This window comes from Cecembia rubra (assembly GCF_003014575.1).
GTDB classification, from domain to species: Bacteria; Bacteroidota; Bacteroidia; order Cytophagales; family Cyclobacteriaceae; genus Cecembia_A; species Cecembia_A rubra.
This window is the reverse complement of the sequence record NZ_PYGF01000001.1, coordinates 268,509-293,823: the sequence shown is the minus strand read 5'-3', so window position 1 is coordinate 293,823 and position 25,315 is coordinate 268,509. Positions and strand designations below refer to the sequence as shown.

The window sequence follows — 25,315 nt, the reverse complement described above, 5'->3', positions numbered from 1 at the left end:
AGGCCAAGGCCTCCTTTTTTATTGTCTTTCAATAACTATGGTTGAATATGCTGGCAATTTTACTTTTTGATCTTGTAAATCCGCAGACCCAAATGTGTAAAGGACTTTTTGATATTCTTCAGGAATTTCGAGGCTTTGTTCCACATCGCTTAAATTATGAGCTACAAAAACTGCCTGATCTTTATGGCTTCTGAAATATGCCATCAGTGGTTGGGCCAGCTCTCCCTCATACAATTCCAAATTTCCAAGGGCAAGTGCTCTATTGCTATTCCTTAATTTTATAATTTCTTTATAATGATTGAAATAACTCGTGCTCATTGATTTTTGAATGGCTAATGGGGTTACCATATCATCAATGGAATGAACAGGATCTATCCATGATGCCCTCCCTTTATCATTGGCTTTGATGTCCCAAAGAAAAGGCTCTCTAATATGTTCATCAGGCTTCAATCCCAACATACCTATCTCCTCTCCATAGTAAAGATAGGGTGCACCGGGCATCGTCATCAGAATGTTGATTGCCTGCTTCATTTTCCTTGGATTTTGGTCAAGTGAATTCAATAATCTTTGTTGGTCATGATTAGAAGAAAAAGTCGCATCAATAAAGTCTTTTGTAATGTCCAAATAAAAATCCAAGACTTCTTTCTGCTTTTTGGCCAACAACATCCCATCTTCCTTCTGGTAAGCCTCAATCAGGGTATAGTGGAAATCGAAATTAAATAATGCAGGGAGCCCAGGTAAATACGGTGCCACAACCTCCTTTCTATCGTACACCTCCCCTACTAGATAGACATCTGATTTAATTGCCTGCATTTTTTGTCTGAATTCCTTCCAAAAAGCATGGTTGTCTTCGGGTCTGTCATCAGGAAAAATATGCTTTGCTGCATCTAATCTAAAACCATCCACCCCTACTTCTTCAAGCCAAAACCTTCCAATTTCATAAATTTCTTCTCTTACTTTGGGATTATCAAAATTAAGGTCCGGCATACCACCATAAAAAAATCCATAATAAAAATCCTCCCCAAATCCCGGATCATGCCATTGGCGGATATTGTCACTGTCTAAAGTTATTGTTTTTTTGTTGATAAAGTCAGCAATGGTATCCTTTTGCGCCCATACATAATAATCCCGGTAAGGATTTTCTCTGCTACTTTTGGACTCCAAAAACCAAGGATGTTCACTGCTGGTATGGTTAATAATTAGGTCAATAACTATCTTAATGTCCTTTTTATGAGCTTCCTTAATCAGATTCTTAAAATCCTCCATGGTACCGTAATCCGGATGGACAGCTTTATAATCCGTTACATCATATTTGTGATAACTTGGTGAAGGCATAATAGGCATAAACCAAATTGCATTTGCTCCCAATTCTTTGACATGGTCTAGCTTTTTTGTAACCCCGTTGAAATCTCCAATTCCATCCCCGTCTGAATCATAAAAAGATTGAATGAAAATTTCATAGGTAATTCCGGCGTAGGGCCAATGGTTTTCAACCTCCCCTGCTTTTTTACCTGAACAGGAAACTAAAGTGGTTAACAAGACAATAATAGATGCAAAATGGTACTTCATATTCAAACTTAATTTAGAAAAGGAAAAAGTCACCAACACAGTGACTTTTTCAATGATAATGAAAGTCTATGATCAATTTCTTCCAATGGCATTCAACATATCAAAGGCCAGTTCAAGCCTTTTGATAAAGCTTTCTTCACCTTTGCGAAGCCATACTCTTGGGTCATAATATTTTTTATTAGGGCTATCGGAACCTTCTGGATTACCTAATTGGCTTTGTAGATAAGCTTCATTGGCTTGGTAATAATTCTTAACACCCTCCCAGAATGCCCACTGCTGATCAGTATCAATATTCATTTTGATAGAACCGTAGCTGTTAGCTTCTCTGATTTCTTCCTGGGTAGAACCAGAACCTCCATGAAATACGAAATAAACCGGCTTCGGCCCTGTACCAAATTTCTTGGCAATGTAATCCTGGGAGTTTTTGAGGATAACTGGTTTAAGGCTTACATTTCCAGGCTTATACACACCATGAACATTTCCAAAAGAAGCTGCCACAGTGAACAAATCACCTACCTGCTTCAAGTGTTCATAAGCATAAGCCACCTCTTCCGGTTGGGTATATAATCTTGAGCTGTCCACGTCTGTATTGTCCACTCCATCTTCTTCTCCGCCCGTTATGCCCAATTCAATCTCAATTCCCATTTCAAGGGCTTTCATTTTTTTGAAATACTCAACAGAAATTTCAATATTTTCCTCAACAGGTTCTTCCGAAAGGTCTAACATATGGGAGCTGAACAGGGGCTTTTTGTATGCAGCATAATATGCCTTTCCTTCTTCCAAAAGACCATCTATCCAAGGTAGGAGCTTTTTGGCACAATGATCAGTATGCAAAATCACTGGAACGCCATAAGCTTCGGCCATCCTGTGTACATGCAAGGCTCCTGAAATTCCGCCGTGAATTGCTCCTTTTTGGTTTTCATTGCCCGCACCTTTGCCGGCATAAAACTGAGCACCTCCATTGGAAAACTGTATGATAACTGGTGAATTAACTTTCTTGGCTGTTTCCAATACAGCATTGACAGTGCTGGTATTGATTACATTGACTGCGGGCATTGCAAACTCGCTCTCTTTCGCATAATCCAATAGGTCTTTGAGTTCTTCTCCGAATTTAACTCCTGGTTTGAATTTCATGATGTTTTTAATAGGTTATTACTGTTTTAGGAATCTTTTCCTGACCACCTGACGGTTATCAAAGATTTCAAAGATATAAAGACCTGCCTTAAAATCCTTTACATCCACTTGCAAAATATTGTCCTGACCTGTATAAACGCTCTCTATCAGCACTTTCCCTGTAACATCCATCACCCTATAATTGAATTCATTGTATTCAGAAGGCAAGCTGATCCAGATATAATTACTGGCAGGAACCGGATAAATTTTAAATGCTGAAGGGTTTATTTCTTCAGGACCTATTGAAGTAATCAAGTCTTCCATCAAAATCTCTCCAGTAGGCTTCTCCAGTGGCTTATTGGTAAATAAGAAAAACTCATTTGCCCTCAAACGGAATGACTTTGAATTACCTGTTACTTCTATTTCTTCTCCAGTAAAATAATTGTACCATTTGCCGGGATTTGGAAAATTCAGGTTAGCATTGTTGATATCTGTAAGTCCAAAATTCCCAAACAGAAGCACTTGAAAATCACCATCCACCAATCGTATTGATTTAAGGTTTTGTGATAAATTCAAGATGGCATTTTCAGGTTTATTGAAAGCATTATGTTCTTTCTTCAGATGGATCATGGCTTTATATAACCTCCAAAGCCGAAGTCTGTCCGGATTATCAAGATAATTCCACCTTGTTGGCTTGATACCTAAGCGGTCATTATTTAGCTCAAGGTCATATCCAAATTCTTCAAACTGCCATAACATTTTTGGTCCCGGTATTGCAAAGAAAAAGGCAGCCATCAGTTGATTCCGGTTGACGGCATTTTTGAGATTTCTGATATTTAAAGGAGAAGTCTGGCCCCAAGTAAGGGACTCCCACATGGTCCTTTCCTCATCATGACTTTCCATATAAGATACAAGATTGTTTTTTGACCAGCCCCTGGTCTGATAGTAGCCCCAATCAAAATTTCTTGAACCACCTTTCGCCATTTCTCTAAAATCAAAATTAAGATTTCCCCAAAACATCATACCATAATCTGCCAATTCCCTTTCCTCAGAGTTATCAGCAAAATGTTCTAAAATCACATATGCATCAGGATGATTCTTTTTAATCTGGTCATAAATATTTTTCCAAATGACAATCCTGGATTCATCTCTTTGACTCCACAAACCCACATTATCACCCGAATTGACTTGGGTAAATCCTTTACTTAAATCAAATCTGAAACCATCTACTTTGTATTCAGTTAACCAATAGTTATTGACAGAATCCACAAATGCTTTTGTATATGGACTTTCATGGTTAAAATCATAACCTACATTGAATGGGTGTTTGGCTACCCTATTAAGCCAGGGATTGTCCTCTGTTGGCGCACCAAAATCACCGTCATTATACAAACGTACGAAAGGACTTTGTCCAAAAGCATGATTAAGCACCATATCCAAAATTATAACCATATCACGTTTATGTGCTTCATCAATCAGTTCTTTGAGATGATTTTTAGGACCATAAAATTTATCCACCGCAAAAAAGAAAGAAGGATTGTATCCCCAGGAAATATTTCCTTCAAATTCTTTTACAGGCATCAATTCAATGGCATTGATACCAAGTTCTTTCAGATAATCCAACCTTTCAGTTACTGCTTTGAACGTACGCCTGTCATCGAAATCCCTGACCAACAATTCATATACAACCAGTTCTTCGGGTGCAGGTTTATTGTAATTCAAGTGCTTCCATTCATAAGGTTGCTGCGCAGTCTGTAAGAATGTTGCCTGAAACTCTGTCTTGCCCTGTGGATATGGTTTCAATCCGGGATACCTGTTTTGTTGGATAATTTCATTATCATGGAAAGGATCAGAGGTCTTATCTGCATAGGGATCACCAATTCTTAAACTTCCATCTATAAGATATTGAAAAATATACTCTTGGCCAGGGTTAAGTTCTTTTAAGTGATACCAAAATAGTTCTTTATCAGGGGTTTGTTTCATTTGAAATTCTGACCTGATTTCCCAATCATTGAAATCACCGATCACAAAAGCATTCTTTTTTCTAGGTGCTTCCAAAACCAAAATCACTTCAGAATCTGAGATATAATTGATGCCTTTTTTTGCTCCTACTGGTAGTGCTTCCTGAGGACTAGGTCCCACCACAGAAATAGTAATTTCTGCTGTACTCTCTTCTTCTCCAGATTTGGCAATTGCCTGAAGTGAAAAGTCACCTTCATTGGTTGCTGTAAATGTGTAAGGAAGTGCTTCCACATTGCCTGCTGAAGCGACTACAGTCCCATTTACAGAAAGGCTTAAATCTGAAGGTTCAGAAGAAACTATCCTGATTTCCTGAGATTCACCTAATTCCAAAAGCGTAGTGTTGTTACTTGGACTTTGGAAAAATACCTGAAATCCTTGGCTTAAATTGATGAAAAAATCCTGATTGGTATCGGTTTTACCTTCTCTGGTTCCATCTACATTACGGAATACCATTCCCAATCTAAAAATAGTCTGCCCTGCTGGAGGGTTAAAAAATTCATTTGGGGTCAATTCATATTCCCATAGATTATCTTGACCTTCCACTTTTTTCATTTTTGCTTTTGGATCATCTACGCCCCATTGGGTTGGGACAATTGACCATGTAGTGGATGTGGGTCCTGAAGTGACCGCCCCAATATGGATATAAACTTGATTGACACCCTGTAAACCGGTAGTACCTTTAGTGGCATCATAAATGATTTTGACTTTACTATCAGCCCTTGGAAAACCCGGTACAGTAGTAACCTGAGCAATAGCTGTAAAACAAACAACTAAAAAAAAGGAAAGAAGGAAGATAATTTTTTTCATTACTTAATTAAGATAAATTCAATGAAAAGGGCTACTTTTTCAAGCAGCCCATTTCACCTTTTTGCTGAAGGAATTATTGGTCTATTTTGACATATCTGCCATCTAGGGAGTTAAACCAGATTTTGAAAGTTCCGGCTTCAACAGGGATATTTGGACCATCTTGGGTAGCTCTGCCACTAATAGCAGTATTTGAGCCCCAGTTAACCGCCCAGTCATTGTCTGCTCTGAATTTCATTTCTCCATTCGACAAGGTGGCCGTCAGATAATAAATGTGTTTGTCAAACGCTAGCTGGTTCATTGCTGTACTTGCATCCCATCCATTTGCAGTTGCACTTCCGATAATGCCAACAGTTCCGAATACAGCGGGCACATTGGCTATTGGGACCAATGAGAAGGTCTCTGCAGCAAGGTCAAAAGTAAACGTATAGTATCCAGCAGCAGGTACATTGAACACATCCGGATCAGAACCATTTCCTGGGTTTACGGCAATAGAAGTTCCATCATTGGTACCATACTGAGGCTGCCACGCTCCCAGATTCTCTAATACCTTGAATCCTCCGGCATTAAAAAATCCAGAATAAACAAATAAATCAGGATTTTCAGGGTCCCTGAAAAGTGCTGGATTATTGTCATTGTTGTTCCAACCTCTGGCAGTAGCTTCTCCCACTAAGAAAAGATTTCTCAATGCCACAGGGTCGGCAAATGTTGTCACGTTAATAGTTACAGCTGCTCCCTCAAGGGCAGATAGTGAACGGGAAGGGACAGCTCTAACCCTGAATTCCATAGGTCCTGCTTCTCCTGCAATTATACCTCTTGACACAGCTCTCCTGTTTATATCGGCAGCTTTTACTTCTACTGTAGTGGAAGTAGAGGATCCAAGATCTGCAGCATTGGCAAAATTATTTCCAGGACGGTCCATTTGGATAATATAAGTTACTTCCATTGGTGTACCGAAATCTGCTGGATTTACATTAAATACTACAACCTCTTCCTCATCCTCACCTATTAAAGTAATTGAACTGGGGGCTGATGCAATTGTCGCAGGAAGTTGTGGAATAATTGGTGGCTCATCTATTGCACTGCAAGACCAAATAAGCGGTAGTAATAATCCTACCAGGGTTAATTTTGAAAGTAATCTCATCATTGTTTTGGTATTTATTGTTTCATCAAATTGTTGTTATTGTTTTTTTCTATTAATACTTGTAAAATCACAATTCAAATCATGAAAATTAAAATTAACGCACCCACTCCTACACAAAATACTCTATGATAATACTACAAGCACCTTATTTAATCAAATATTCTTAAAACAAAATATTAAAAAAAACTTTGCAAACGTCACCGCAAACGTGTGCATAAATCTTATTTTAAGTAGGATTTATACAAATACTGGGATTTTCTAATGGCTCGTTAAGAAAAAAATCAACAATGATTTGCAGAAAATAGACGTAATTTGATTTATATTTAAATTCTTAGAAAAAGATAATTTTTATGAAATTAGCACAAGCGACAATTAAGGATATTGCAAGAGAACTAAATGTGTCTTCATCCACTGTTTCACGTGCGTTAAAGGACTATCCTGGAATAAGCGATGAGACAAAAAAGCGCGTAAAGGAGATGGCCGAGAAATTAAATTACCGACCAAATGCTGTCGCTTTGAGTTTGAGGAAAAGTAAATCTTTTACTATCGGTGTAGTGATTCCAGAGGTGGTACATTTCTTTTTTTCAACTGTTATTTCGGGAATAGAAGAAGTAGCTTATAAAAATGGCTACAATGTAATTTTATGTCAAACCAACGAAAAACTAGAAAGGGAGATAAGCAGTGTTGAAACTATGCTTTCCAATCAAATTGACGGACTTTTGGTAAGTTATTCAAAAGAAACCACTGACTTTTCTCATTTCATCAAGTTAATGGAAATGGAGTTGCCAATAGTTTTCTTTGACAGAACCCCTAATATTGAAAATACAGTAAATGTCACCGTTAATGATTTCAATGGTGGATATCAAGCTACAAAACATTTAATTGACCAAGGATATAGGAAGATTTTACACTTAGCAGGACCTTCCAACCTCACAATAAGTAAAAAAAGAAAAGAGGGCTATCTGGCTGCCCTAAATGAAGCAGGAATTCCAGTTGATGAGAAACTTATTGTGGAATGTCCAATTGCCAACGAAAAAGAAAGCTTTGAAAGTTGTGTGCAGTTATTTAAGGATGCTGATAACAGGCCTGATGCAATTTTTGCCCATCACGATATTGTCGCAGCAGGAGCTATGTTGGCTGTTAAGTCATTAGGATTAAAAATCCCTGAGGAAGTAGGCGTCGTAGGCTTCTCCAATTGGCAGTTCGCCTCAATGATTGATCCTCCCTTAACATCTGTCATGCAACCAGGCTCAAAAATTGGTGAAAAAGCAACACAAATCCTTTTGGAAATGATCAACAACAAAGTGATAAACCCATTGAATATGGAGGATCTTGTCCTGGATACGGAATTGCTGATCAGGAAATCTTCTTTAAAAAATTCCTGAATTATTTTGAAGAAATTTCATTTTTTTGTGCAAACGTTTGAATATGCCATAATTTTTAAAATTCCAACAACTTATCCAAATAACCTGAAGCATGTACAACTGTTCCACTTTCTGAATGATTTTTTACTTTGACTTTACTTTCTAAATTAGCCTTATATATGGCTTTAGCCTGATTTTCTTAGCATAAAACTGTTGAACTAACAATGACTACACTGATTAAAAAGGGCAGTGGCAAAAGAAATATTGCCATAGGCAATGTGCAATATTGGGAAAAGACCAATTTAGGGTTAAAAGGTCATACTGAACAGGCTAATTTTTGCCTCTCGATTTATGATAAGCATACAGTAAGAATTCAGGTAAGCGACCAAGATACTTTTTCACCTAACCCATATTCAGTGATACTAGAACCCCAGAATCCTAGATTTCAGATCAAGGAGACTTCAGATTCTATACTTCTTATCACTGAAAATATGGAAATTCAAGTCAATTTGAGACCATATAGCCTAACTTTCAAAACATTGGAAGGTAAAATAATCAACCAAGACGATAGCGCATTTGCTGTTTCGTGGCTGGGCACAGAGGTCACTAACTATAAAAAAATCCAAAAGGATGAAAAATTTATAGGTTTGGGAGAGAAAACAGGCAATCTCAATCGATTTGGTAAAGCATATACCAATTGGAATACTGATTATTTTGCTTACGGGGTCAATGATGATCCTCTGTACATGTCTATCCCATTTTACATAGGACTGCACAATGAACTGGCCTATGGGATTTTTTTCGATAATACCCATAAAACAGTCTTCAATTTTGGAGCATCCAACAAACGTTTTATCTATTACAGTGCTGAAGATGGAGACTTGGACTATTATTTTTTTTATGAAGACAATGTCTCAAAAATTATCGAAGCATATACCAAATTGACAGGCAGGATGCTCATGCCACCGATTTGGTCACTTGGTTTTCAGCAATGTCGATACTCTTATTATCCTGATTCAGAAGTAATTACTTTAGCAAATAATTTCCGAAACAGGGATATGCCCGCTGATGTGATATATCTGGATATCCATCATATGGAAAAGTACAAAGTCTTTACTTTCGACTTTGAAAAATTCTCTGACCCAAAATCCATGATCAGACAGTTAAGGGAAAAAGGATTCAGGGTGGTGGTAATCATGGACCCAGGAATTAAAACAGACAAAGGTTATCATCCTTTTGATGAAGGAAAAGAAAAAAATCTATTTGTAACCTACCCTGACGGAGAAATTTATGAGGGACAGGTATGGCCGGGCTGGTGTGCTTTTCCTGATTTTACCAAACCTGAGACGAGAACTTGGTGGGCAGAAAAAATGCAGTTTTATAATGAGGCTGGAGTTGTCGGTTTTTGGACTGATATGAATGAGCCCGCATCTTGGGGTCAGTTCACACCCAATTTGATCGATTTTCATTATGAAGGTGAGCAGGTTAGCCACAGAAAGGCGCGAAATGTTTATGGAATGCAGATGGCAAGAAGTGCCATGGAGGGAAGTTTAATGCACAATCCTAAAGAGAGGCCATTTATACTTACCCGTTCAGGTTTTTCAGGTGTGCAACGCTATGCAGCAGCTTGGACCGGTGATAATGTGTCCAGTGATGACCATATGCTTGCCGGGATCCGATTGGTCAATAGCCTTGGCTTGAGTGGAATTTCCTTTGCAGGATATGATGTGGGTGGATTTGCAGGTGAACCAAGCAAGGGACTTTTTGCTAGATGGATAAGTATTGCGGCATTTGCTCCTTTATTTCGGGCACATTCCATGATCAACAGCAATGATGCGGAACCTTGGGCATTTGGAGAGGAGGTTGAGGAGATTTCCAGGAATTATATGAAACTCCGATATCGACTTCTTCCAACCATTTACAGTGCCTTTTATAAGAGCAGCCTGGATGGAATTCCCGTGGCAAAAAGCTTAGCTATTGACTATTCTCACGACCATTTGATTTTTGACTCCGCATTTCAAAACCAATATATTTTCTGTAATTCTTTATTGGTAGCTCCAGTTGAAAGCTATAAAGAAATCACAAAAGTCTACCTTCCTAAAGGAGAATGGTATTATTTATTTGACAGTAAAACTTTTCATGGTAATCAAGTAATTTATCAGGACTGTCCGACAAGTTACCTACCTGTTTATGTGAAAGCCGGCTCCATATTGGCACTTCAATCCGACATTTCCCATACTGGAGAAAATACTGATGGAATATTAAATCTTCATTTTTATTATGGCAAAGAGGACAATGGGTCCTTATATTATGAAGATGATGGGTTAAGCTTAAGCTATCAGAATGGCCAATATTACAAAAGGATGATTCAATGGTCTGCAGATGAGAAAAAACTTGTTTTTGATTCTCCATTAGGTAGTTTTAAATCAAAATTTAATCAGATCAAGCTATACATTCATGGAGTGGATCCAAAAGAAATCCTTTTAAATGGGGAAAAACTTCCGGTAGAAAAAGAAGATGTGGCTTTTCTTGGAAAGTTGACTGACTTCGATCCTCTTCCTGAACATTCACATCCTTATCATGTAGCAAAAAATACTGCTTGTGTCACCATTCCAAATTTTGAATCCGCTTTCCAAATCAATCTTCCTTAATAAAATTTAATCCACCCAAAATAATGTCTGAAGATCAAAACAAACCCAAACTCAGCTTTTGGCAGATCTGGAATATGAGTTTCGGATTTCTAGGAATCCAGTTCGGATTTGCCTTGCAAGGAGGATTTATGTCCAGGATTTTTCAAACCCTTGGAGCTGAAAAAGACACCATTCCCATGTTATGGATTGCAGCTCCATTGACAGGACTCATAGTTCAGCCGATAGTTGGTTATCTGAGCGATAGAACATGGCATCCAAAGTTTGGAAGGAGACGGCCATTCTTTCTTATAGGTGCTATTTTATCTACTTTGGCATTATTTTTTGCTCCATATTCAAGTGCACTTTGGATTGCAGCAGGTTCACTTTGGGTTTTGGATGCTTCCATAAACATCAGCATGGAACCATTCAGGGCCTTGGTTGCAGATAAGCTTCCTGATAGCCAAAGGTCATTTGGTTTTGTAGTTCAGACTTTAATAATAGGAATAGGAACATGGATTGCCAGTAATCTCCCATGGTTCATGACACAGATAGGTATTCCCAATACAGCAGAACCAGGTGTAGTACCAGATTCAGTTAAATTTGCGTTTGCTATTGGTGCTGTAGTCCTTTTTTCATCAATCCTTTACACTATTCTCACTACAGAAGAATATCCACCAGCTGACCTCAAGGCATTCAATAAAGTAAAAGAAGAAAATAAAGGTTTCTTTGCCGGTTTCACAGAAATATTCCGAAATATAGCAAACATGCCCGAAGTAATGTTGAAACTAGGGATCGTACAGTTTTTCTCATGGTTTGCATTTTTCACCATGTGGAGCTTTGCTACTCCGGCTATTACAGAGCATGTATTCCAAGCCACAGATACTTCATCAATCGAATACAATAATGCAGCAGACAGTGTTGGAAATTACCTAGGCACTTATGGCTTAGTTTCTATGATTTTTGCCCTGGTACTGGCTTTTATAACTTCCAAAGTGAAGATCAATAGGAAGCTGGTACATATGTTTAGTTTAATTGCTGGTGGGGTAGGTTTTATACTTATTTACTTTATTTCTGAGGTATGGATGCTACATCTTTGCTTTGCTTTGGTTGGTATTGCTTGGGCCAGTATCCTTTCCATGCCATACGCTATGCTCTCCAGCTCAGTCAATCCCAATCAAATGGGGGTTTATATGGGGATATTCAATATGTTTATTGTAATTCCACAAATTGTAGCTGCAATAGGCGGGATCAATATTATGTATAAATTCCTTTTTGGGGAAGAAGTGATATTTACCATGTTGTTGGCAGGCACATCCTTGATCATTGCTGGTTTATCCAATCTTTTGATTACCAACAGAGCAGCTACCCATGATGGATGATTTTGTCCAGAAACTTAAAAAACCAATACCGCTTACCCAAAATAAGCGGTATTTTTGTTTGATAAAGGAGAGAATATGAATAAGATCAACATTGTAGGAGTGCCTGAACATTTTAATTTTCCATGGATAAAATTAATTGAAAGGCAGCCTCTTCTGAATGAAGGCATTGAGTTGGTATGGCACAACGAGTCAAAAGGTTCAGGAGCAATGAATAAAGCCCTCCGCAATGGTGAAGTGGACATTGCACTTATCCTTACAGAAAGTTTTATTAAGGACAAAATTGAGGGGAATCCTGGAAAAATTATTGGCTGGTATGTAAAAAGTCCATTGACCTGGGGAATACACACCTCATCTCTTTGCCTAATCGATCAGCTCTCAGAATTAAAAAATCAAACATTTTTGATCAGTAGGTTTGGATCAGGTTCTCACCTTATGGCGTTCCTATTGGCTGAGAGAGAAGGCTGGAAACCCAATCAAATCAAATTTGAAGAAATTGGTAACCTTGAAGGTGCCAAAAAATCATTTGAAAATCCTGAACCAAAGTTATTTTTATGGGAAAAATTCACAACCAAACCTTTGGTTGATCAAGGATTATTTAAAAGAATAAGTGAAATACCTACTCCATGGCCATGCTTTGTGATGGCAGCTTCTGAGAACGCTTTAAACACAAAAAGTGAAACAATCAGAAGAATAAGGGATCTGGTTTATAAAGAAGCGAGGCTATTGAAAACCGAGCCAGAGGCAGGAAGGAAAATCAGTGAATTTTATGGTATTGGAAAGGATGATATTGCAGCATGGATGAGAAGTGTTTACTGGGCAGAAGACAATAATATGAATTCTACGGATTTGAAAAAGGTAATTGAAACCCTACAAAAACTCCAAATCATCAAGAATGTAGAAATTAAACCAAATATTTTCGTGGATGAATCTCTTGTGAATCTTCTACCAACATAACTTTTCTGAATTTCAAAGTTACAGTAGTCCCAATGTTGCGGGCGCTTTCAAAATGAATGGTGCCTCCCATCATATTGGTAAATTCTTTACAAAGGTTTACTCCAAGTCCTGTACCTCTTTCATTGTCTGTTCCCTTACTGGATTCCATGAGTGAGAATTTCTGGTTTCTAATCTGATCTAGCATCTCCTTAGACATACCCATGCCATAATCCTTGACTTTTATTATTACACAATCCTCTTCCTCCAAAGCAAAAACATCTATAAAAGAATTTTTTTTGGAGTATTTAATGGCATTGCTGATTAGGTTCCTAAGAATAATTTGAAAAAGATCATGGTCAACCCAAACTTTAGTTTCTTTTCCCACATTTACATTGAATTCAAGCCCCTTACCTGATGCATGTTGTTGTAGCAATTCAATACATTGGTTTATTGTTGATAAACAGGAGGTTGGCCTCAAATGTAGCTTAAAACCATCCATTTGGGCACGCGACCAACTAAGAATATTATCTAAAGTAACAAACAGACCATCAACATTCCTCTTCAATACATAGGAAATCTCATTAAACTCTTCCCTACTTAAGGAATTATCATTCATAAGTCCAAGGACTCCCTGTAATTGGGCTACAGGTGCTTTGAGATCATGGCCAAGGATAGAAAATAACCTATTCTTTAACTTATTAGACCTTTCCAAATCTTTTGATTGTTTTTCCAATTCCTCTTTTTGCTGGTTGACTTTGTTTTGGTTGATCACCAGCGCTAAATTGATAGATTTGGTTTTCTTATGTAAAGCAAACAACCATATAAAAAGGATTCCCAATATCAAAGTCCCGAAAACATAAATGTTGTTATAAGTTTTAAAACTTTTGATTTGCAGTTCTTTGAAATCATTTTCAGCGCGAAGGTATCTTAATTCGGCATCTGTCTTCTCTACTTCAAACATGGCAGAAATCAAAGCTAACCGGTCCTTATTGACCTTTTCTTCCAATAATTCACTCAGCTTATTATAAGCCATTTGATTATGAAAAGCCAGGTCCAATTTGTTCAATGCCTCATAAGTCAATGCCAAATTCTTATAGCTATTGGCCAACTCTTCCTGGTAGTTTTTGATTATTGAAATTTCCTTGCTCTTTTCCAAATATTCTGCAGCCATTTCAAATTGCCCCAACAACCTGTAAGCCTTACCTTTTCGATTCAGTATTGAAGCTTCAAATGATTCCAACCTGTGATGGGTATCTGTCAGCAGGGCAAAATCATATGTTGCCAACGCATCATCAATTGACCCTTTGGCAGCCTGTATATCTCCTATTACCCGATAAATAAAACTGTTATAGTAAACTGAGTTATACTTATCATTTATTTCAAGAGCACGATATGCATAATTATAAGCAGAATCCAATTCATTAGTTGCCAAAAAGTTTAGCGCCAGATTATTGAAACTTCTTATGATGACATAAGGGTCTTCAATTTCAAACCCGATTTGATATGCCTCCCTAAACTTTTTTATCGCTTCCTGGTAGTTTTTTTGTTTGTAATAAATCACCCCCAAATTGTTTAAAGACATTGCCATTCCTTGCTTGTCCTTAATCCTGAAACTGATCAGAAATGCATCTCTTGAATACCGGAAAGCTTTATCCCAAACACCTGTACGATAAAAAATCCAACCCAAATTGGCTTTAGCCCTTCCAAGGTTAATACTATCGCCTTCAGAAATAGCCAATTGCTCAGCGAAGGTTGCATATTCATAGGATTCTGTGATATTCTGTTCTCTTAATAAAAATGAAAGCCTGTTCAGAACCTCTACCTTGCTTCTTGATTCAGGGGCTTCTATTTGAAATTTTAGGCTGTCTAATTCCATGTCAGATTGGCCATAGACAACCAATTGACTTAAAACTAAGCAATTCAAAAAAAACAAAACTCGAAACATAATACTTTTTAAAAAAATATCTAAATGTAATTTATTAATTAAACGCTATAAAATAATGATTATCATGAAAGGAATGATTCAAAACGTGGCCATCTCTCTCCATTTCGCACAATCCCCTATTACCCGTAGTATGGTGATCAGGCTTGGAAATTTCTGAGTAATTCAAACGCTTATTATTGATCCCTTTGGACTTGATATTTACTAAAGATTCGGAATGTTTGACCGTATTTCCCAAATTTGAAAAAGAATCAAATCTGTATCCATGTTCCAAAGCAGAAACCATAAATGGGAATAGATTTCCAAACCTTGAAACACTCCAAGGCAACATTTGTGTGCTTAGAATAGGCCCCTCTTCATCATGAGTTTTATATAATTTGGGAAGAGATCCAGGTTCACTTTTTCGATCCTGTTTAATGTAACTAACCTTTTGACCAGTAAAAAAATCTGGTAATCTGTCCGGTTTGATTCCACCGGAAAAGTCAGACCAAGCAAGAGCATAAACGTGATCAACAATTTCAGGGTCCAAACGGTGTTTGCTCAATATATTATTCACTTCATTTATCCTCAGTCTTGTACTTCCTACTAGGTCATTTCGAAACGTCATCTGATATTCGGGAAATACAATTAAATAATCCACAGGATTAGGGCCAGATTTCAAAATCGGAAATTCCAAAATTTCTTTTGACAGCTCAATTGCATCCCCATTCTCTTGTTCAATAAAACAAGCATGCAGTAAAAAGCATATCAAAGTAAAATAAATTAATTTCCCCATGAATTCTGTTAAAAATTTGTTAATCACCAGATTATAAAGTCAAAATCGATGGATAAATCTAATCAAAAACTAAAAAAATATACAAATTATTTTAAAATTTTTCTTTGTAAAATTAAAAAAACCTGAGATTTAATCAGGTTCAATTAAGCTTATTCAAAGATTTATTTTTTATAGAGATGACCAATCCCAGTCTTCATTGATTTGGGTAATTGCATGATGGGCTGTCAAGTCATATTGGCAGGGAACAATTGAAATATAATTATTGGCTATTGCCCATTCATCATTATCTTCTCCTTTGTCAAAATTTACAAAATTGCCGGCCATCCAGAAATATTTCCTGCCATTGGGATCGTACCGTTCAGAGAATTCTTCCTGCCATTTGGCATGGGCCTGACGGCAGACCTTTACCCCTTTTATAGCTTCATTCCTTTTTGGCGGAAAATTCACATTAAGTGCAACACCTTTGGCAATCCCATTATTCAATACTTGTTGGGAAATTTTGAATACATATTCTTCCACATGGCTGAAGTCAGCTTTGGAAGAGTAATCGCAAAGACTAAAGCCAATTGATGGAAGTCCCTCTAAAGCGCCCTCGATAGCTGCGGACATTGTTCCTGAATATAAAACTGAAATGGAAGTGTTGCTTCCATGATTTATTCCAGAGACCACCAAATCAGGCCTTCTGTCTTTCAAAACATAGTGCTTAGCCAATTTCACACAATCTGCAGGTGTACCACTTGATTTGAATGCCAAAACATCCTCAAAAATATCCTCTTCATAGAGGCGGAGGGTCTCCCCAATAGTAATAGCATGCCCCATACCTGACTGAGGGCTGTCTGGTGCAACCACTACTACTTCACCCAACTGCTTCATGATATTAACCAAAACCCTAATACCTTTTGAGGTGATCCCATCATCATTGGACACCAAAATCAATGGTTTTTTTGCCATAAAATTATTTTATCTGATTGTAGTAGGCAGTGATTCGTAGTAAATCACCCCTTTTATCATGGGAAAGTCTGTTCTTCCTCATAAAAAGGTTTATTTCGTCAGCTCTATCTCCCAAGATATCCAGAAGTTCTTTTTTCTTTAAGGAGTACTTTTGAAGCTTCCCGTCTTTGATGAAATAATAATTGAAAGCCAGTTTGTAAATACCACCAATAGGAGGCCCCCATAAAGGATTCATCGCCATAGGTCCATACATTCCCATTCCTCTATTATCAATGACGATTTGTTCTCTACACAAAAGGACTATTTCATCTCCCTCCGTCAAAATCTCAAAAAACATAGGGGTATCGTAATCACCCGCCATTGAATAAGGTAAAGTGTAAAATGACCTAATACCTCCATATACTTCATCAAAAATTTCAAACTGGGAAACATTGGAGGATCCAAATGTGGTTATTCCATTATCCTGTAGTTGAACAAGATTATTTTCTAAATCATATTTCACCAGACCACGATAAACCTGACCGTTCATTGTTATGATCTGACCTTGGTGCCAAACCTGAGACGGAAATTGATTTCCTTGAGCCAAAACAGAAGAAAGGCTCAGGAAAGTCGTCAATATGGAAACAAATACCCTGTACATCATAAGTTCTACTGTTTAACTCTCCTCATGATAACGTGAATTCTTTTTTTTTGTTGATTTGAATCTAAGATAATTGATTTTCCATCTCCTTTATCCTAGGGGCTTTTATTTTTTCAAAATGGAATGCCCCATTTTATCCCGCTTGGTTTTAAGGTAATTTTCATTATGGGGATTGGGAGCTATTTCAATAGGAATCTGCTCTACAATTTCCAGTCCATACCCAATTAATCCAACACGTTTGGTTGGATTATTAGAAATCAACCTGATCTTGGAAATACCAAGGTCTCTGATAATCTGTGCTCCTACTCCATAATCACGCTTATCCATAGGAAGGCCTAATGCAAGGTTGGCCTGAACGGTATCCAAACCCTGTTCCTGAAGCTTATAGGCCTTGAGTTTATTGATCAAACCAATACCTCTTCCTTCCTGATTCATGTATAGGACCACTCCTTTTCCTTCTTTTTCTACCATTTCCATGGCTTTGTGTAACTGGGGTCCACAATCACACCTACAAGAACCGAAAATATCCCCTGTTACGCATGAAGAATGTACCCTTACCATTACAGGCTCATCTTTTTCCCAAGTTCCTTTGATCAAAGCCATATGGATGTCATCGGTATTGGTTTGTTTAAAGGCAATCAGGTCAAAATTACCCCAAGAGGTAGGCATCTCTACACCGATTTCTCTTTTGATCAGCGATTCATTTTTAAGTCTGTAGGCAATGAGGTCCTTAATTGAAACCAACTTTAACTGAAACCTTTCTGCTACTTTTACCAGATCAGGTAGCCGTGCCATAGTACCGTCTTCATTCATGATTTCCACTAATACACCTGCAGGGGATAGGCCTGCCTGCCTGGCAAAATCAATAGCAGCTTCTGTATGTCCAGCCCTACGGAGCACTCCTCCCCTCTTAGCCTTAAGAGGAAAAATATGCCCAGGCTTGCCCAATTCATCTGGATGTATACTATCATCAATTAATGCCCTGATGGTTTTTGCCCTATCACTGGCAGAAATTCCGGTCGTACAACCGTGACCTATCAAATCCACAGAAACTGTAAATGGGGTTTCATAAGCCGCAGTATTTTGTCCAACCATGAGCTCCAAACCCAGTTGTTCACAGCGATCCTCAATGAGAGGTGCACAGATAAGGCCTCGGCCATGTGTTGCCATGAAGTTGATAATTTCAGGTGTTACCATTTCCGCAGCACAAATAAAATCCCCTTCATTTTCACGGTCTTCATCGTCCACTACTATAATTACCTCACCTTTTTTTATGGCTTCAATGGCATCCTCAATGGAATCCAACTTAATTTCATTTGACATTTTATTTCAATACTTGGGTTTAGTCGAGGTAAAATTACATCCTTTATTGAGGAAAACAGTAAAAAACAGTTGAAAGTTTGGTTTAATAACTGATTACAATTCCGAGCTGCTTATCTATTTCTACCTGGTATTTTTTCAATTCCATGTAAATGGACAATCTTTCAGTAATGATACTTTCATCGGCTTTTTCCTCTTCAGCTTCTTTTATTTTGACTTTTGCCTCTTCCAACAATTTTTTCAGCACTCTTTTTTTCAAATGGAGAATACTATCATATACCGTTTTGGCCAAATCATCCGCTTCATGATGTGTAAAAATCTGAAAACGACTTTCCCATAGGTTAGAGAGTTCATATTTTCTTGTAATCAAATTGATTACCTCCTTCTTTACTTCTGGGTCCGAATGTGAAAGGAAATATTCTGGTTGAGGAAGAATCCCCTCCGAAAGTGCTTCTTTGTAAATATTAAGAATCCTTTCATAAACAGGGATATGAAAGTTCAGATCCCCTGTTTCCTGAAGTAAATATTGACAAACATGGAGTTCCTCAGAGACCATCTCAAATCCATAATTGACCAAGAGCCTCAACATTTCCCTTTCCTGTATTTCTATCAGTTTGGAATTGGTTGTAGGTTGTTCCTTTGTTGGCAAAAGGTCTTCTATAAAACTGGCCTCCTGATCCCTTTGCTCTTTAAAAAACAGGTCTTTTTGTTCCTTTAAGAAAATTTTATTAAGCTCCGCCTGGATGATTTCTTCTTCCATATGCAACAGGCGTGCTGATTGCTGGATGTAGACTGTCCGAATGATAGGGTCCGGGATTTTTCCAATGCTTGCAACAACTTGCTTAACCAAATCTGCCTGTTTGATGGGATCCTTGGCAGCCTCTTCGGCAAAAAGACTAATTTTAAACGAGATAAAATCCTGGGAATTATTTTCTAAATAAGATTGGAAAGCTGAAGAACCAACCTTTCGAGCATAACTGTCAGGGTCTTCACCTTCTGGAAAAACAACAGCCTTTACATTAAGTCCTCCCTCCAAAATCATATCAATACCCCTCAAAGAAGCCCGGATACCAGCGGCATCACCATCATACAATACGGTAATATTATCCGTAAACCTTTTGATCAGTTTGATTTGATTTTCTGTTAGAGAGGTACCTGAAGAGGCCACCACATTTTCAATCCCGGCCAAATGAAGGGAAATGACATCTGTGTATCCCTCTACCAAGTAACAATTATCCTTTTCTCTTATTGATTTTTTGGCCTGAAAAATCCCATAAAGTATATCACTCTTATGATAAACTTCTGTCTCAGGAGAGTTGATATATTTTGGTTGCTTTTTATCTTGAGTAAGAATTCTGGCACCAAAACCAATGGCTTTTCCAGAAAGGTTATGGATGGTAAATGTCACTCTCCCCCGGAACCTATCATAATAACGCGAAGCATCACCTTCCTTTTGAAGAATTAATCCTGATTTCAACAATAATTCTTCAGAATGGCCTGCTTTCTTTGCTGACTGAAGAAGGTGGTCCCAGCCATCCAAGGCATATCCTAAGTCAAACTTTTCAATTGTTTGCCTATCAAATCCCCTTTCTTTGAAGTAACTAAGACCGATGGACTTCCCTTCTTCTGTATCCAGATTATTTACAAAAAAATCCTTGGCATAATTTAATACAATGTATAAACTCTCTCTTTCATTGTAGGCTTGAAGTTCTTCAGGAGTTACATTTTTCTCTTCCTCAATTTCTATCCCGTATTTCTTAGCCAATTGTCTAATCGCTTCATTAAAGCCGATACCTTCAATATCCATCACAAACTGAATTGGATCACCGGCTTTGCCACATCCAAAACATTTATATATCTGCTTGGCCGGTGAGACAGAAAATGAAGGTGATTTTTCATTATGGAAAGGACAACACGCCCATAAATTTTGACCTTTTTTCTTCAGCGGAACATAATCACTTACAATTTCTTCAATATCGGCCCTATCTCTTACTTTCTCGGTTGTCGCTCTGCTTATAACCATAATCAATCACATCAAGTCTCAAATATAAAAGTATTGAAGTATATTTCTTTGGAAAGGGTTATCGAAACTATTTACCCTAATTGCAAGTTTCTAAATTTTGGGAAACTATTATCTTTAAAATGCCCTTTTTATTTAGAATATTTATAAACTAAATTGCGGGCAATAATCCAGAGATATGTCAATAAGTAAAGAAATAGTATTGAAAGCCCTTTCCAGAGTTGATGACCCAGATCTTAAAAAGGACTTGGTGAGTTTGGGAATGATTCAAGGGCTACAGATAGAAGGAAATAAAATCAGCTTCAAAGTTGTCCTGACAACACCAGCCTGTCCCTTGAAGGAAGTTATAAAAAACAATTGTGTTGAAGCATTAGAAGAGGAATTGGGTTCGGATATTGAGTTGGATATCTTTATGACATCTAATGTGACAACAGCAAGGGACAATGCGCCTATGTTGCCTAAAGTCAAAAATATAATTGCCATTGCTTCTGGAAAAGGAGGAGTGGGCAAATCTACTACATCCAGCAACCTAGCAGTAGCCTTGGCAAAATCTGGGGCAAAAGTAGGTCTGATTGATGCTGATATTTCAGGACCTTCAATTCCCACTATGTTTAATGTGGAAGGGGAACAGCCAGCTGTAAGACAATTGGATGGAAAAAATGTGATAGAACCCATTGAACAGTATGGCGTAAAGCTGATGTCTATAGGATTTCTGACTCCTGCTGATGCTGCTGTAGTTTGGAGAGGCCCTATGGCCAGTTCAGCACTTAAGCAATTTATAAGGGATGTTAATTGGGGAGAGTTGGATTATTTGTTAATTGACCTGCCTCCCGGTACCTCAGATATCCATCTCACTATGGTTCAAACAGTCCCGGTGACAGGAGCAGTAATTGTAACAACCCCACAGAAGGTTGCCCTTGCAGATGCGACAAAAGGACTCAGTATGTTTAAGCAGCCACAAATTAACGTACCTGTTCTAGGTGTTGTGGAAAATATGGCTTATTTTACTCCGGAAGAATTGCCAAACAATAAATATTACTTATTTGGCAAAGAAGGGGGGCAGAGGTTAGCAGAGAAATTCGGAGTTCCCTTTTTAGGAGAAATTCCAATTGTGCAAAGTATCAGGGAAAGTGGTGATACAGGTTATCCGGCAGTTTTAAAGTCTGGTATCACTCAAGAAGCATTTTCATTATTGGCTGAAAATGTTGCGAGACAAGTGGCCATTAGAAATGCAGCAATGAGCAAAACAGAAGTGGTTCAGGTAAATATTTGATAGAAAGAACATGGAAATGGAGTTAATAGATAGAATTGAAAGGGCTTTAAATAACATAAGGCCTTATTTAGAAGCTGATGGAGGCAATGTAAAAATTGTAGAAGTAACTTCAGATATGGTTTTAAAACTTGAACTGACAGGTACATGCAGTTCTTGTCCAATGTCAACGATGACTTTAAAGGCTGGAGTGGAAGAAGCTATTAAAAGGGATGTGCCTGAAATCATCAAAGTGGAAGCCGTGAATGTCGCTGTAGTATAAATTGATTAGCATGAGAAATTTTACTTTCCAAAAGAGGGTATGTTTTTTAATACCCCTATTGTTCTTTTTATCGGTTTCCCACATTTTTTCACAAAATTTCTTTGGAAAGACTTTCCAGCATATACATGATGAAAAATGTGCTGCTACGCATCTTGAACAGATGCAGGAAGAACAGTTGGGCATTTATGGAAGCAAAGAATATTTTGAATCATGGATGCAGGGAAAAGTAAAAGAACTAAGATCCAAGCCCGCTGCACAATTCAGGACAGAGGAATCTGTTAAGGTAATTCCAGTGGTTGTCCATGTGATTCATACTGGAACGGCAATCGGAGTCGGAGTCAATATTCCACTATCTCAGATCCAATCACAAATCCGAACACTGAACGAGGATTTCAGAAGGACTAACCCAGACATCAATCAAACTCCAGCGGAATTCCAATCTGTAGCAGCAGATACACAAATCGAATTTGTACTTGCTAAACAGGACCCAAGGGGCCTCCCTACTGATGGTATCAACAGGGTGCAGGGGCCAAAAAACACTTATGATCCCAATGATGCAAGTCTTTTGGGACAAATTGCACTTTGGCCTCCGGAGGAGTATCTAAATATTTGGGTTGTACCGTTGGTTTCTCCCTTTATCGGTTATGCAAGTTTCCCAGTTTCAAATTTACCGGGTCTTAATTTTCCCGCCAGCTCTAGAGAAACGGATGGTGTAACTGTAGATTACCGCTATTTTGGTCAAGGAGGTTCTGCAGTAGCAGGTTCAAGAGGAAGAACCCTAACCCATGAGGTGGGACATTTCCTTGGACTTAGACATATTTGGGGGGATGGAGATTGTAACGTAGATGACTTTGTAAACGACACTCCTAATCAGGATGGTCCCAATAATATTTGTCGTTCTACACCAAGGGTAACTTGCGGAAGCAGGGATATGGTCGAAAACTACATGGATTATACAACTGACATCTGTATGAACCTATTTACTATTGGGCAGACAGAAAGGATGCAGATAGTCTTGGAAAATAGCCCTCGCCGAGCTTCATTGGTAAATAACCGTGCCACTAGGGAACCTATATTAGTTGCTAATGACCTTGGCATTGAAAGGTTGATCAATCCGCAGAACTTCATCTGTGATGTTCAGACTGTTCCTGAGGTTCAGGTTTTCAATGCTGGTAACAACCGTATCAGTTCTGCTGCTATTGAAATCAGAAATAATGGAGCCCTGCTTCAAAGGCTCAACTTGACTTTGGATCTGGGAACAGGTGATACTCAAATTGTAAGATTCAACCCTATTACTCTAAATAATACCAATAATAATTTTGTAGTCAATATTGTTGAAGTCAATCAGACAGCAGACGGAAATCCAACAAATAATACTGTCAGTTCTAATCCTGTACTTCAGGCACAAATAACACTGCCTTATAGTTTTAGAATGGATTCTTTTGGTAATGAATGGGTGGTGGACAACCCTGACAACAGTCTTACTTGGGAAAAAGTAGCATTGAATATTAGCGGAACTTCCCAAGAAGTCATACGGATTCAGCATTATGAATATGATGCAAGTGGCCAACTTGATTTTTTGATATCTCCACAAATCAACCTGTCAGCATTCCCAAATGCTCAGCTATCGTTTAAAATGGCATATGCTCCATACAATATCCAAGGTTTTGGAGATTTCCTCTATGTGGCCATTTCAACTGATTGCGGAAACACCTTTGAAATAGTAAATGCGCCATATAGTAAGGACAGGGTATTTCTTCAAACTTCTGAACCTACCTTAAATGAATTTATTCCATCAAGGGAGGATCAATTCAGGAGAGAAATTGTAAACCTGTCCAAATTTGCGGAGTTTGGGTCAGTAAGGTTGGCATTCATTTCTAGGAATGGCTTTGGAAATAACATTTATCTAAAGGACATAGAAATATTTCCACAAGAAACATTCCGATATGATCTTAAGTTGACTGAACTTATCAAACCAACCCCTATTTCTACTGGAAATCACGACCAAGAGTCTATCATGTTGGTGAATACAGGGAATTTGGCTATATCTGGATTTGTATTCAGAAGGAGTTCCAACAATGCCCCTCAACAATCATTTTTGGCAAGAGGCCAAAATTTATTGCCGGGGGACAGTACTTTAATCAACCTTCCAAGGTCCTCCTCTAGCAATGGAAGTAATAGGTTAACTTACCGCTTAGAATTCCCAAATTTTGACCAAAACCCGAGGCCCGATATTAACCTTGACAGATATTTTATCATTAATCAGGAACTTATTCGTTCTCCTTGGAGGCAAAATTTCAACAATACTTTCAGTCTTAGTCCTTGGGTTAGTATTAATCCACAAACAAATGGAACTTCTTGGGAATTATCTCCTCTACAAACTGGAGTTTCCCAAAATGTAGTTAGGTTGATAACAGGGACTGAAAACAACACCTATTGGTTAGGTTCACCAATGTTTGATCTGACATCTAGTAGTCAGGCCGCATTATTCTTTGATAGGGCTGCCGGTGGCACTATTTCCCCTGGGACTACCTTAAGAGTATTGGCAAGTTCTGATGGAGGACTTACCTATCAGCAGGTTTTCAGCAAATCAGGTAGTGACCTTATCACTGTTCCAAATGGTCAGGTAAATCCAAATAATCCTTCAGAATACCAAAGAGATTACGTAAACTTAACAGCATTTGCAGGTAGAAACAGGGCAATGGTCCGGGTTGCATTTGTTCTTGAGGGGGCCAATGAAAATATTGATCCTGTTTACCTTAACAATGTAGAACTGTTCTTGTCTGCTAATCCAGAACCGGTTGATCCTGGCCTTGGAAATACCAGAATTTATCCAAACCCTGCTAATGGTTTGTTCAATATTGTGTTCAATTTACCAAGATTTGAGACAGTCAATATTCAGATAATTTCCGCTACAGGGGCACTTGTTCATGATGTAGATTATCCAAATACTTTGAATCAAACCTACACCTTCAGCGCTGAAAATTTCTCAAAAGGCCTGTTTGTTGTAAGAATAACCAGTCAATCTATTACAGAGACAAGAAAGTTGATTCTGTATTAGTATTGGTTAAAAGTTAAATTCTATGTACCGGAATTACTTTTTTTAATTCCGGTATATTTTTTTTTAAAATAAATAGCAGTTTGGTTGCAGTCTGATGAAAGTATTAAGTTTGCAAA

At 38.0% G+C, this 25,315-nt stretch carries 17 protein-coding genes; 7 read left to right on the top strand and 10 right to left on the bottom strand.

Annotated elements, in window-relative coordinates; genetic code table 11:
- Nucleotides 1-18 precede the first annotated feature (18 nt).
- The 4 genes from CLV48_RS01175 to CLV48_RS01160 form a co-directional block, all read right to left on the bottom strand.
- Nucleotides 19-1,569, bottom strand: a complete 1,551-nt coding sequence (locus CLV48_RS01175; protein WP_106565409.1) for an alpha-amylase family glycosyl hydrolase — start codon at nucleotides 1,567-1,569, stop codon at nucleotides 19-21.
- A gap of 72 nt (nucleotides 1,570-1,641) precedes the next feature.
- On the bottom strand, nucleotides 1,642-2,703 hold the full coding sequence (fbaA, locus tag CLV48_RS01170) for a class II fructose-bisphosphate aldolase (RefSeq protein WP_106565408.1): 1,062 nt from the start codon (nucleotides 2,701-2,703) through the stop codon (nucleotides 1,642-1,644).
- An 18-nt stretch (nucleotides 2,704-2,721) separates the two neighbouring features.
- The gene (locus CLV48_RS01165) at nucleotides 2,722-5,511 is read right to left on the bottom strand and encodes a DUF4961 domain-containing protein (protein ID WP_106565407.1); all 2,790 of its coding nucleotides are present in this window, start codon (nucleotides 5,509-5,511) and stop codon (nucleotides 2,722-2,724) included.
- Nucleotides 5,512-5,584: 73 nt separating this feature from the next.
- Nucleotides 5,585-6,655 (bottom strand): SusE domain-containing protein, encoded by a 1,071-nt coding sequence (locus CLV48_RS01160; protein ID WP_245889446.1) that lies wholly within the window; start codon nucleotides 6,653-6,655, stop codon nucleotides 5,585-5,587.
- Between the two features lie 347 nt (nucleotides 6,656-7,002).
- Here CLV48_RS01160 and CLV48_RS01155 point away from each other — a divergent pair, with 347 nt between their 5' ends.
- The 4 genes from CLV48_RS01155 (at nucleotide 7,003) to CLV48_RS01140 (ending at nucleotide 12,979) form a co-directional block, all read left to right on the top strand.
- On the top strand, nucleotides 7,003-8,037 hold the full coding sequence (locus CLV48_RS01155; RefSeq protein ID WP_106565406.1) for a LacI family DNA-binding transcriptional regulator: 1,035 nt from the start codon (nucleotides 7,003-7,005) through the stop codon (nucleotides 8,035-8,037).
- A gap of 203 nt (nucleotides 8,038-8,240) precedes the next feature.
- Nucleotides 8,241-10,667 carry a glycoside hydrolase family 31 protein gene (locus tag CLV48_RS01150; RefSeq protein ID WP_106565405.1) on the top strand — a complete coding sequence of 809 codons (2,427 nt, stop codon included), beginning with the start codon at nucleotides 8,241-8,243 and terminating at the stop codon, nucleotides 10,665-10,667.
- 23 nt (nucleotides 10,668-10,690) lie between these two features.
- A complete protein-coding gene (locus CLV48_RS01145; protein WP_106565404.1) occupies nucleotides 10,691-12,025 on the top strand; it encodes an MFS transporter in 1,335 nt (444 codons plus the stop codon).
- Nucleotides 12,026-12,100: 75 nt separating this feature from the next.
- Nucleotides 12,101-12,979, top strand: a complete 879-nt coding sequence (locus CLV48_RS01140) for a type 2 periplasmic-binding domain-containing protein (protein ID WP_106565403.1) — start codon at nucleotides 12,101-12,103, stop codon at nucleotides 12,977-12,979.
- Here CLV48_RS01140 and CLV48_RS01135 read toward each other — a convergent pair.
- The 6 genes from CLV48_RS01135 to dnaG all read right to left on the bottom strand — a co-directional run bounded on the left by CLV48_RS01135 (nucleotide 12,927) and on the right by dnaG (nucleotide 20,609).
- Nucleotides 12,927-14,834: an ATP-binding protein gene (locus tag CLV48_RS01135; RefSeq protein WP_211299875.1), complete on the bottom strand. Its 1,908-nt coding sequence runs from the start codon at nucleotides 14,832-14,834 to the stop codon at nucleotides 12,927-12,929. The two genes, CLV48_RS01140 and CLV48_RS01135, sit on opposite strands and share 53 nt — an antisense overlap.
- Nucleotides 14,835-14,937: 103 nt before the next feature.
- Nucleotides 14,938-15,675: a hypothetical protein gene (locus tag CLV48_RS01130; protein ID WP_106565401.1), complete on the bottom strand. Its 738-nt coding sequence runs from the start codon at nucleotides 15,673-15,675 to the stop codon at nucleotides 14,938-14,940.
- A 168-nt stretch (nucleotides 15,676-15,843) separates the two neighbouring features.
- Nucleotides 15,844-16,626, bottom strand: coding sequence for a 5'/3'-nucleotidase SurE (surE, locus tag CLV48_RS01125; RefSeq protein ID WP_106565400.1), 783 nt, complete (start codon nucleotides 16,624-16,626; stop codon nucleotides 15,844-15,846).
- Nucleotides 16,627-16,630: 4 nt separating this feature from the next.
- Nucleotides 16,631-17,266, bottom strand: a complete 636-nt coding sequence (locus CLV48_RS01120) for a hypothetical protein (RefSeq protein ID WP_106566074.1) — start codon at nucleotides 17,264-17,266, stop codon at nucleotides 16,631-16,633.
- A 105-nt stretch (nucleotides 17,267-17,371) separates the two neighbouring features.
- Complete coding sequence (locus tag CLV48_RS01115) at nucleotides 17,372-18,589, bottom strand: bifunctional 3,4-dihydroxy-2-butanone-4-phosphate synthase/GTP cyclohydrolase II (protein ID WP_106565399.1); 1,218 nt, start codon at nucleotides 18,587-18,589, stop codon at nucleotides 17,372-17,374.
- 82 nt (nucleotides 18,590-18,671) lie between these two features.
- Nucleotides 18,672-20,609 carry a DNA primase gene (dnaG, locus tag CLV48_RS01110; protein ID WP_106565398.1) on the bottom strand — a complete coding sequence of 646 codons (1,938 nt, stop codon included), beginning with the start codon at nucleotides 20,607-20,609 and terminating at the stop codon, nucleotides 18,672-18,674.
- A gap of 175 nt (nucleotides 20,610-20,784) precedes the next feature.
- On the opposite strand from dnaG, the gene CLV48_RS01105 reads away from it, so the two are divergent.
- Genes CLV48_RS01105 through CLV48_RS01095 form a run of 3 tightly spaced genes read left to right on the top strand, consistent with a single transcriptional unit; the run spans nucleotide 20,785 to nucleotide 25,199 of the window.
- Entirely contained in the window at nucleotides 20,785-21,879 is a 1,095-nt protein-coding gene (locus CLV48_RS01105) for an Mrp/NBP35 family ATP-binding protein (RefSeq protein ID WP_106565397.1), read from the top strand.
- Nucleotides 21,880-21,889: 10 nt separating this feature from the next.
- Complete coding sequence (locus tag CLV48_RS01100; RefSeq protein WP_106565396.1) at nucleotides 21,890-22,138, top strand: NifU family protein; 249 nt, start codon at nucleotides 21,890-21,892, stop codon at nucleotides 22,136-22,138.
- Between the two features lie 10 nt (nucleotides 22,139-22,148).
- Nucleotides 22,149-25,199 carry a M43 family zinc metalloprotease gene (locus CLV48_RS01095; RefSeq protein WP_106565395.1) on the top strand — a complete coding sequence of 1,017 codons (3,051 nt, stop codon included), beginning with the start codon at nucleotides 22,149-22,151 and terminating at the stop codon, nucleotides 25,197-25,199.
- The last annotated feature ends 116 nt before the right edge of the window (nucleotides 25,200-25,315 follow it).

Excerpts from the sequence above, each read along its gene's own strand:
- CLV48_RS01120 (WP_106566074.1), bottom strand. The coding sequence starts at position 17,266 with ATGTACAGGGTATTTGTTTCCATATTGACGACTTTCCTGAGCCTTTCT.
- CLV48_RS01165 (WP_106565407.1), bottom strand. The coding sequence starts at position 5,511 with ATGAAAAAAATTATCTTCCTTCTTTCCTTTTTTTTAGTTGTTTGTTTT.
- CLV48_RS01155 (WP_106565406.1), top strand. The coding sequence starts at position 7,003 with ATGAAATTAGCACAAGCGACAATTAAGGATATTGCAAGAGAACTAAAT.
- fbaA (WP_106565408.1), bottom strand. The coding sequence starts at position 2,703 with ATGAAATTCAAACCAGGAGTTAAATTCGGAGAAGAACTCAAAGACCTA.
- dnaG (WP_106565398.1), bottom strand. The coding sequence starts at position 20,609 with ATGGTTATAAGCAGAGCGACAACCGAGAAAGTAAGAGATAGGGCCGAT.
- CLV48_RS01105 (WP_106565397.1), top strand. The coding sequence starts at position 20,785 with ATGTCAATAAGTAAAGAAATAGTATTGAAAGCCCTTTCCAGAGTTGAT.
- CLV48_RS01145 (WP_106565404.1), top strand. The coding sequence starts at position 10,691 with ATGTCTGAAGATCAAAACAAACCCAAACTCAGCTTTTGGCAGATCTGG.
- CLV48_RS01100 (WP_106565396.1), top strand. The coding sequence starts at position 21,890 with ATGGAAATGGAGTTAATAGATAGAATTGAAAGGGCTTTAAATAACATA.
- CLV48_RS01160 (WP_245889446.1), bottom strand. The coding sequence starts at position 6,655 with ATGATGAGATTACTTTCAAAATTAACCCTGGTAGGATTATTACTACCG.
- CLV48_RS01135 (WP_211299875.1), bottom strand. The coding sequence starts at position 14,834 with ATGGAATTAGACAGCCTAAAATTTCAAATAGAAGCCCCTGAATCAAGA.
- CLV48_RS01140 (WP_106565403.1), top strand. The coding sequence starts at position 12,101 with ATGAATAAGATCAACATTGTAGGAGTGCCTGAACATTTTAATTTTCCA.
- CLV48_RS01130 (WP_106565401.1), bottom strand. The coding sequence starts at position 15,675 with ATGGGGAAATTAATTTATTTTACTTTGATATGCTTTTTACTGCATGCT.
- surE (WP_106565400.1), bottom strand. The coding sequence starts at position 16,626 with ATGGCAAAAAAACCATTGATTTTGGTGTCCAATGATGATGGGATCACC.
- CLV48_RS01095 (WP_106565395.1), top strand. The coding sequence starts at position 22,149 with ATGAGAAATTTTACTTTCCAAAAGAGGGTATGTTTTTTAATACCCCTA.
- CLV48_RS01175 (WP_106565409.1), bottom strand. The coding sequence starts at position 1,569 with ATGAAGTACCATTTTGCATCTATTATTGTCTTGTTAACCACTTTAGTT.
- CLV48_RS01150 (WP_106565405.1), top strand. The coding sequence starts at position 8,241 with ATGACTACACTGATTAAAAAGGGCAGTGGCAAAAGAAATATTGCCATA.
- CLV48_RS01115 (WP_106565399.1), bottom strand. The coding sequence starts at position 18,589 with ATGTCAAATGAAATTAAGTTGGATTCCATTGAGGATGCCATTGAAGCC.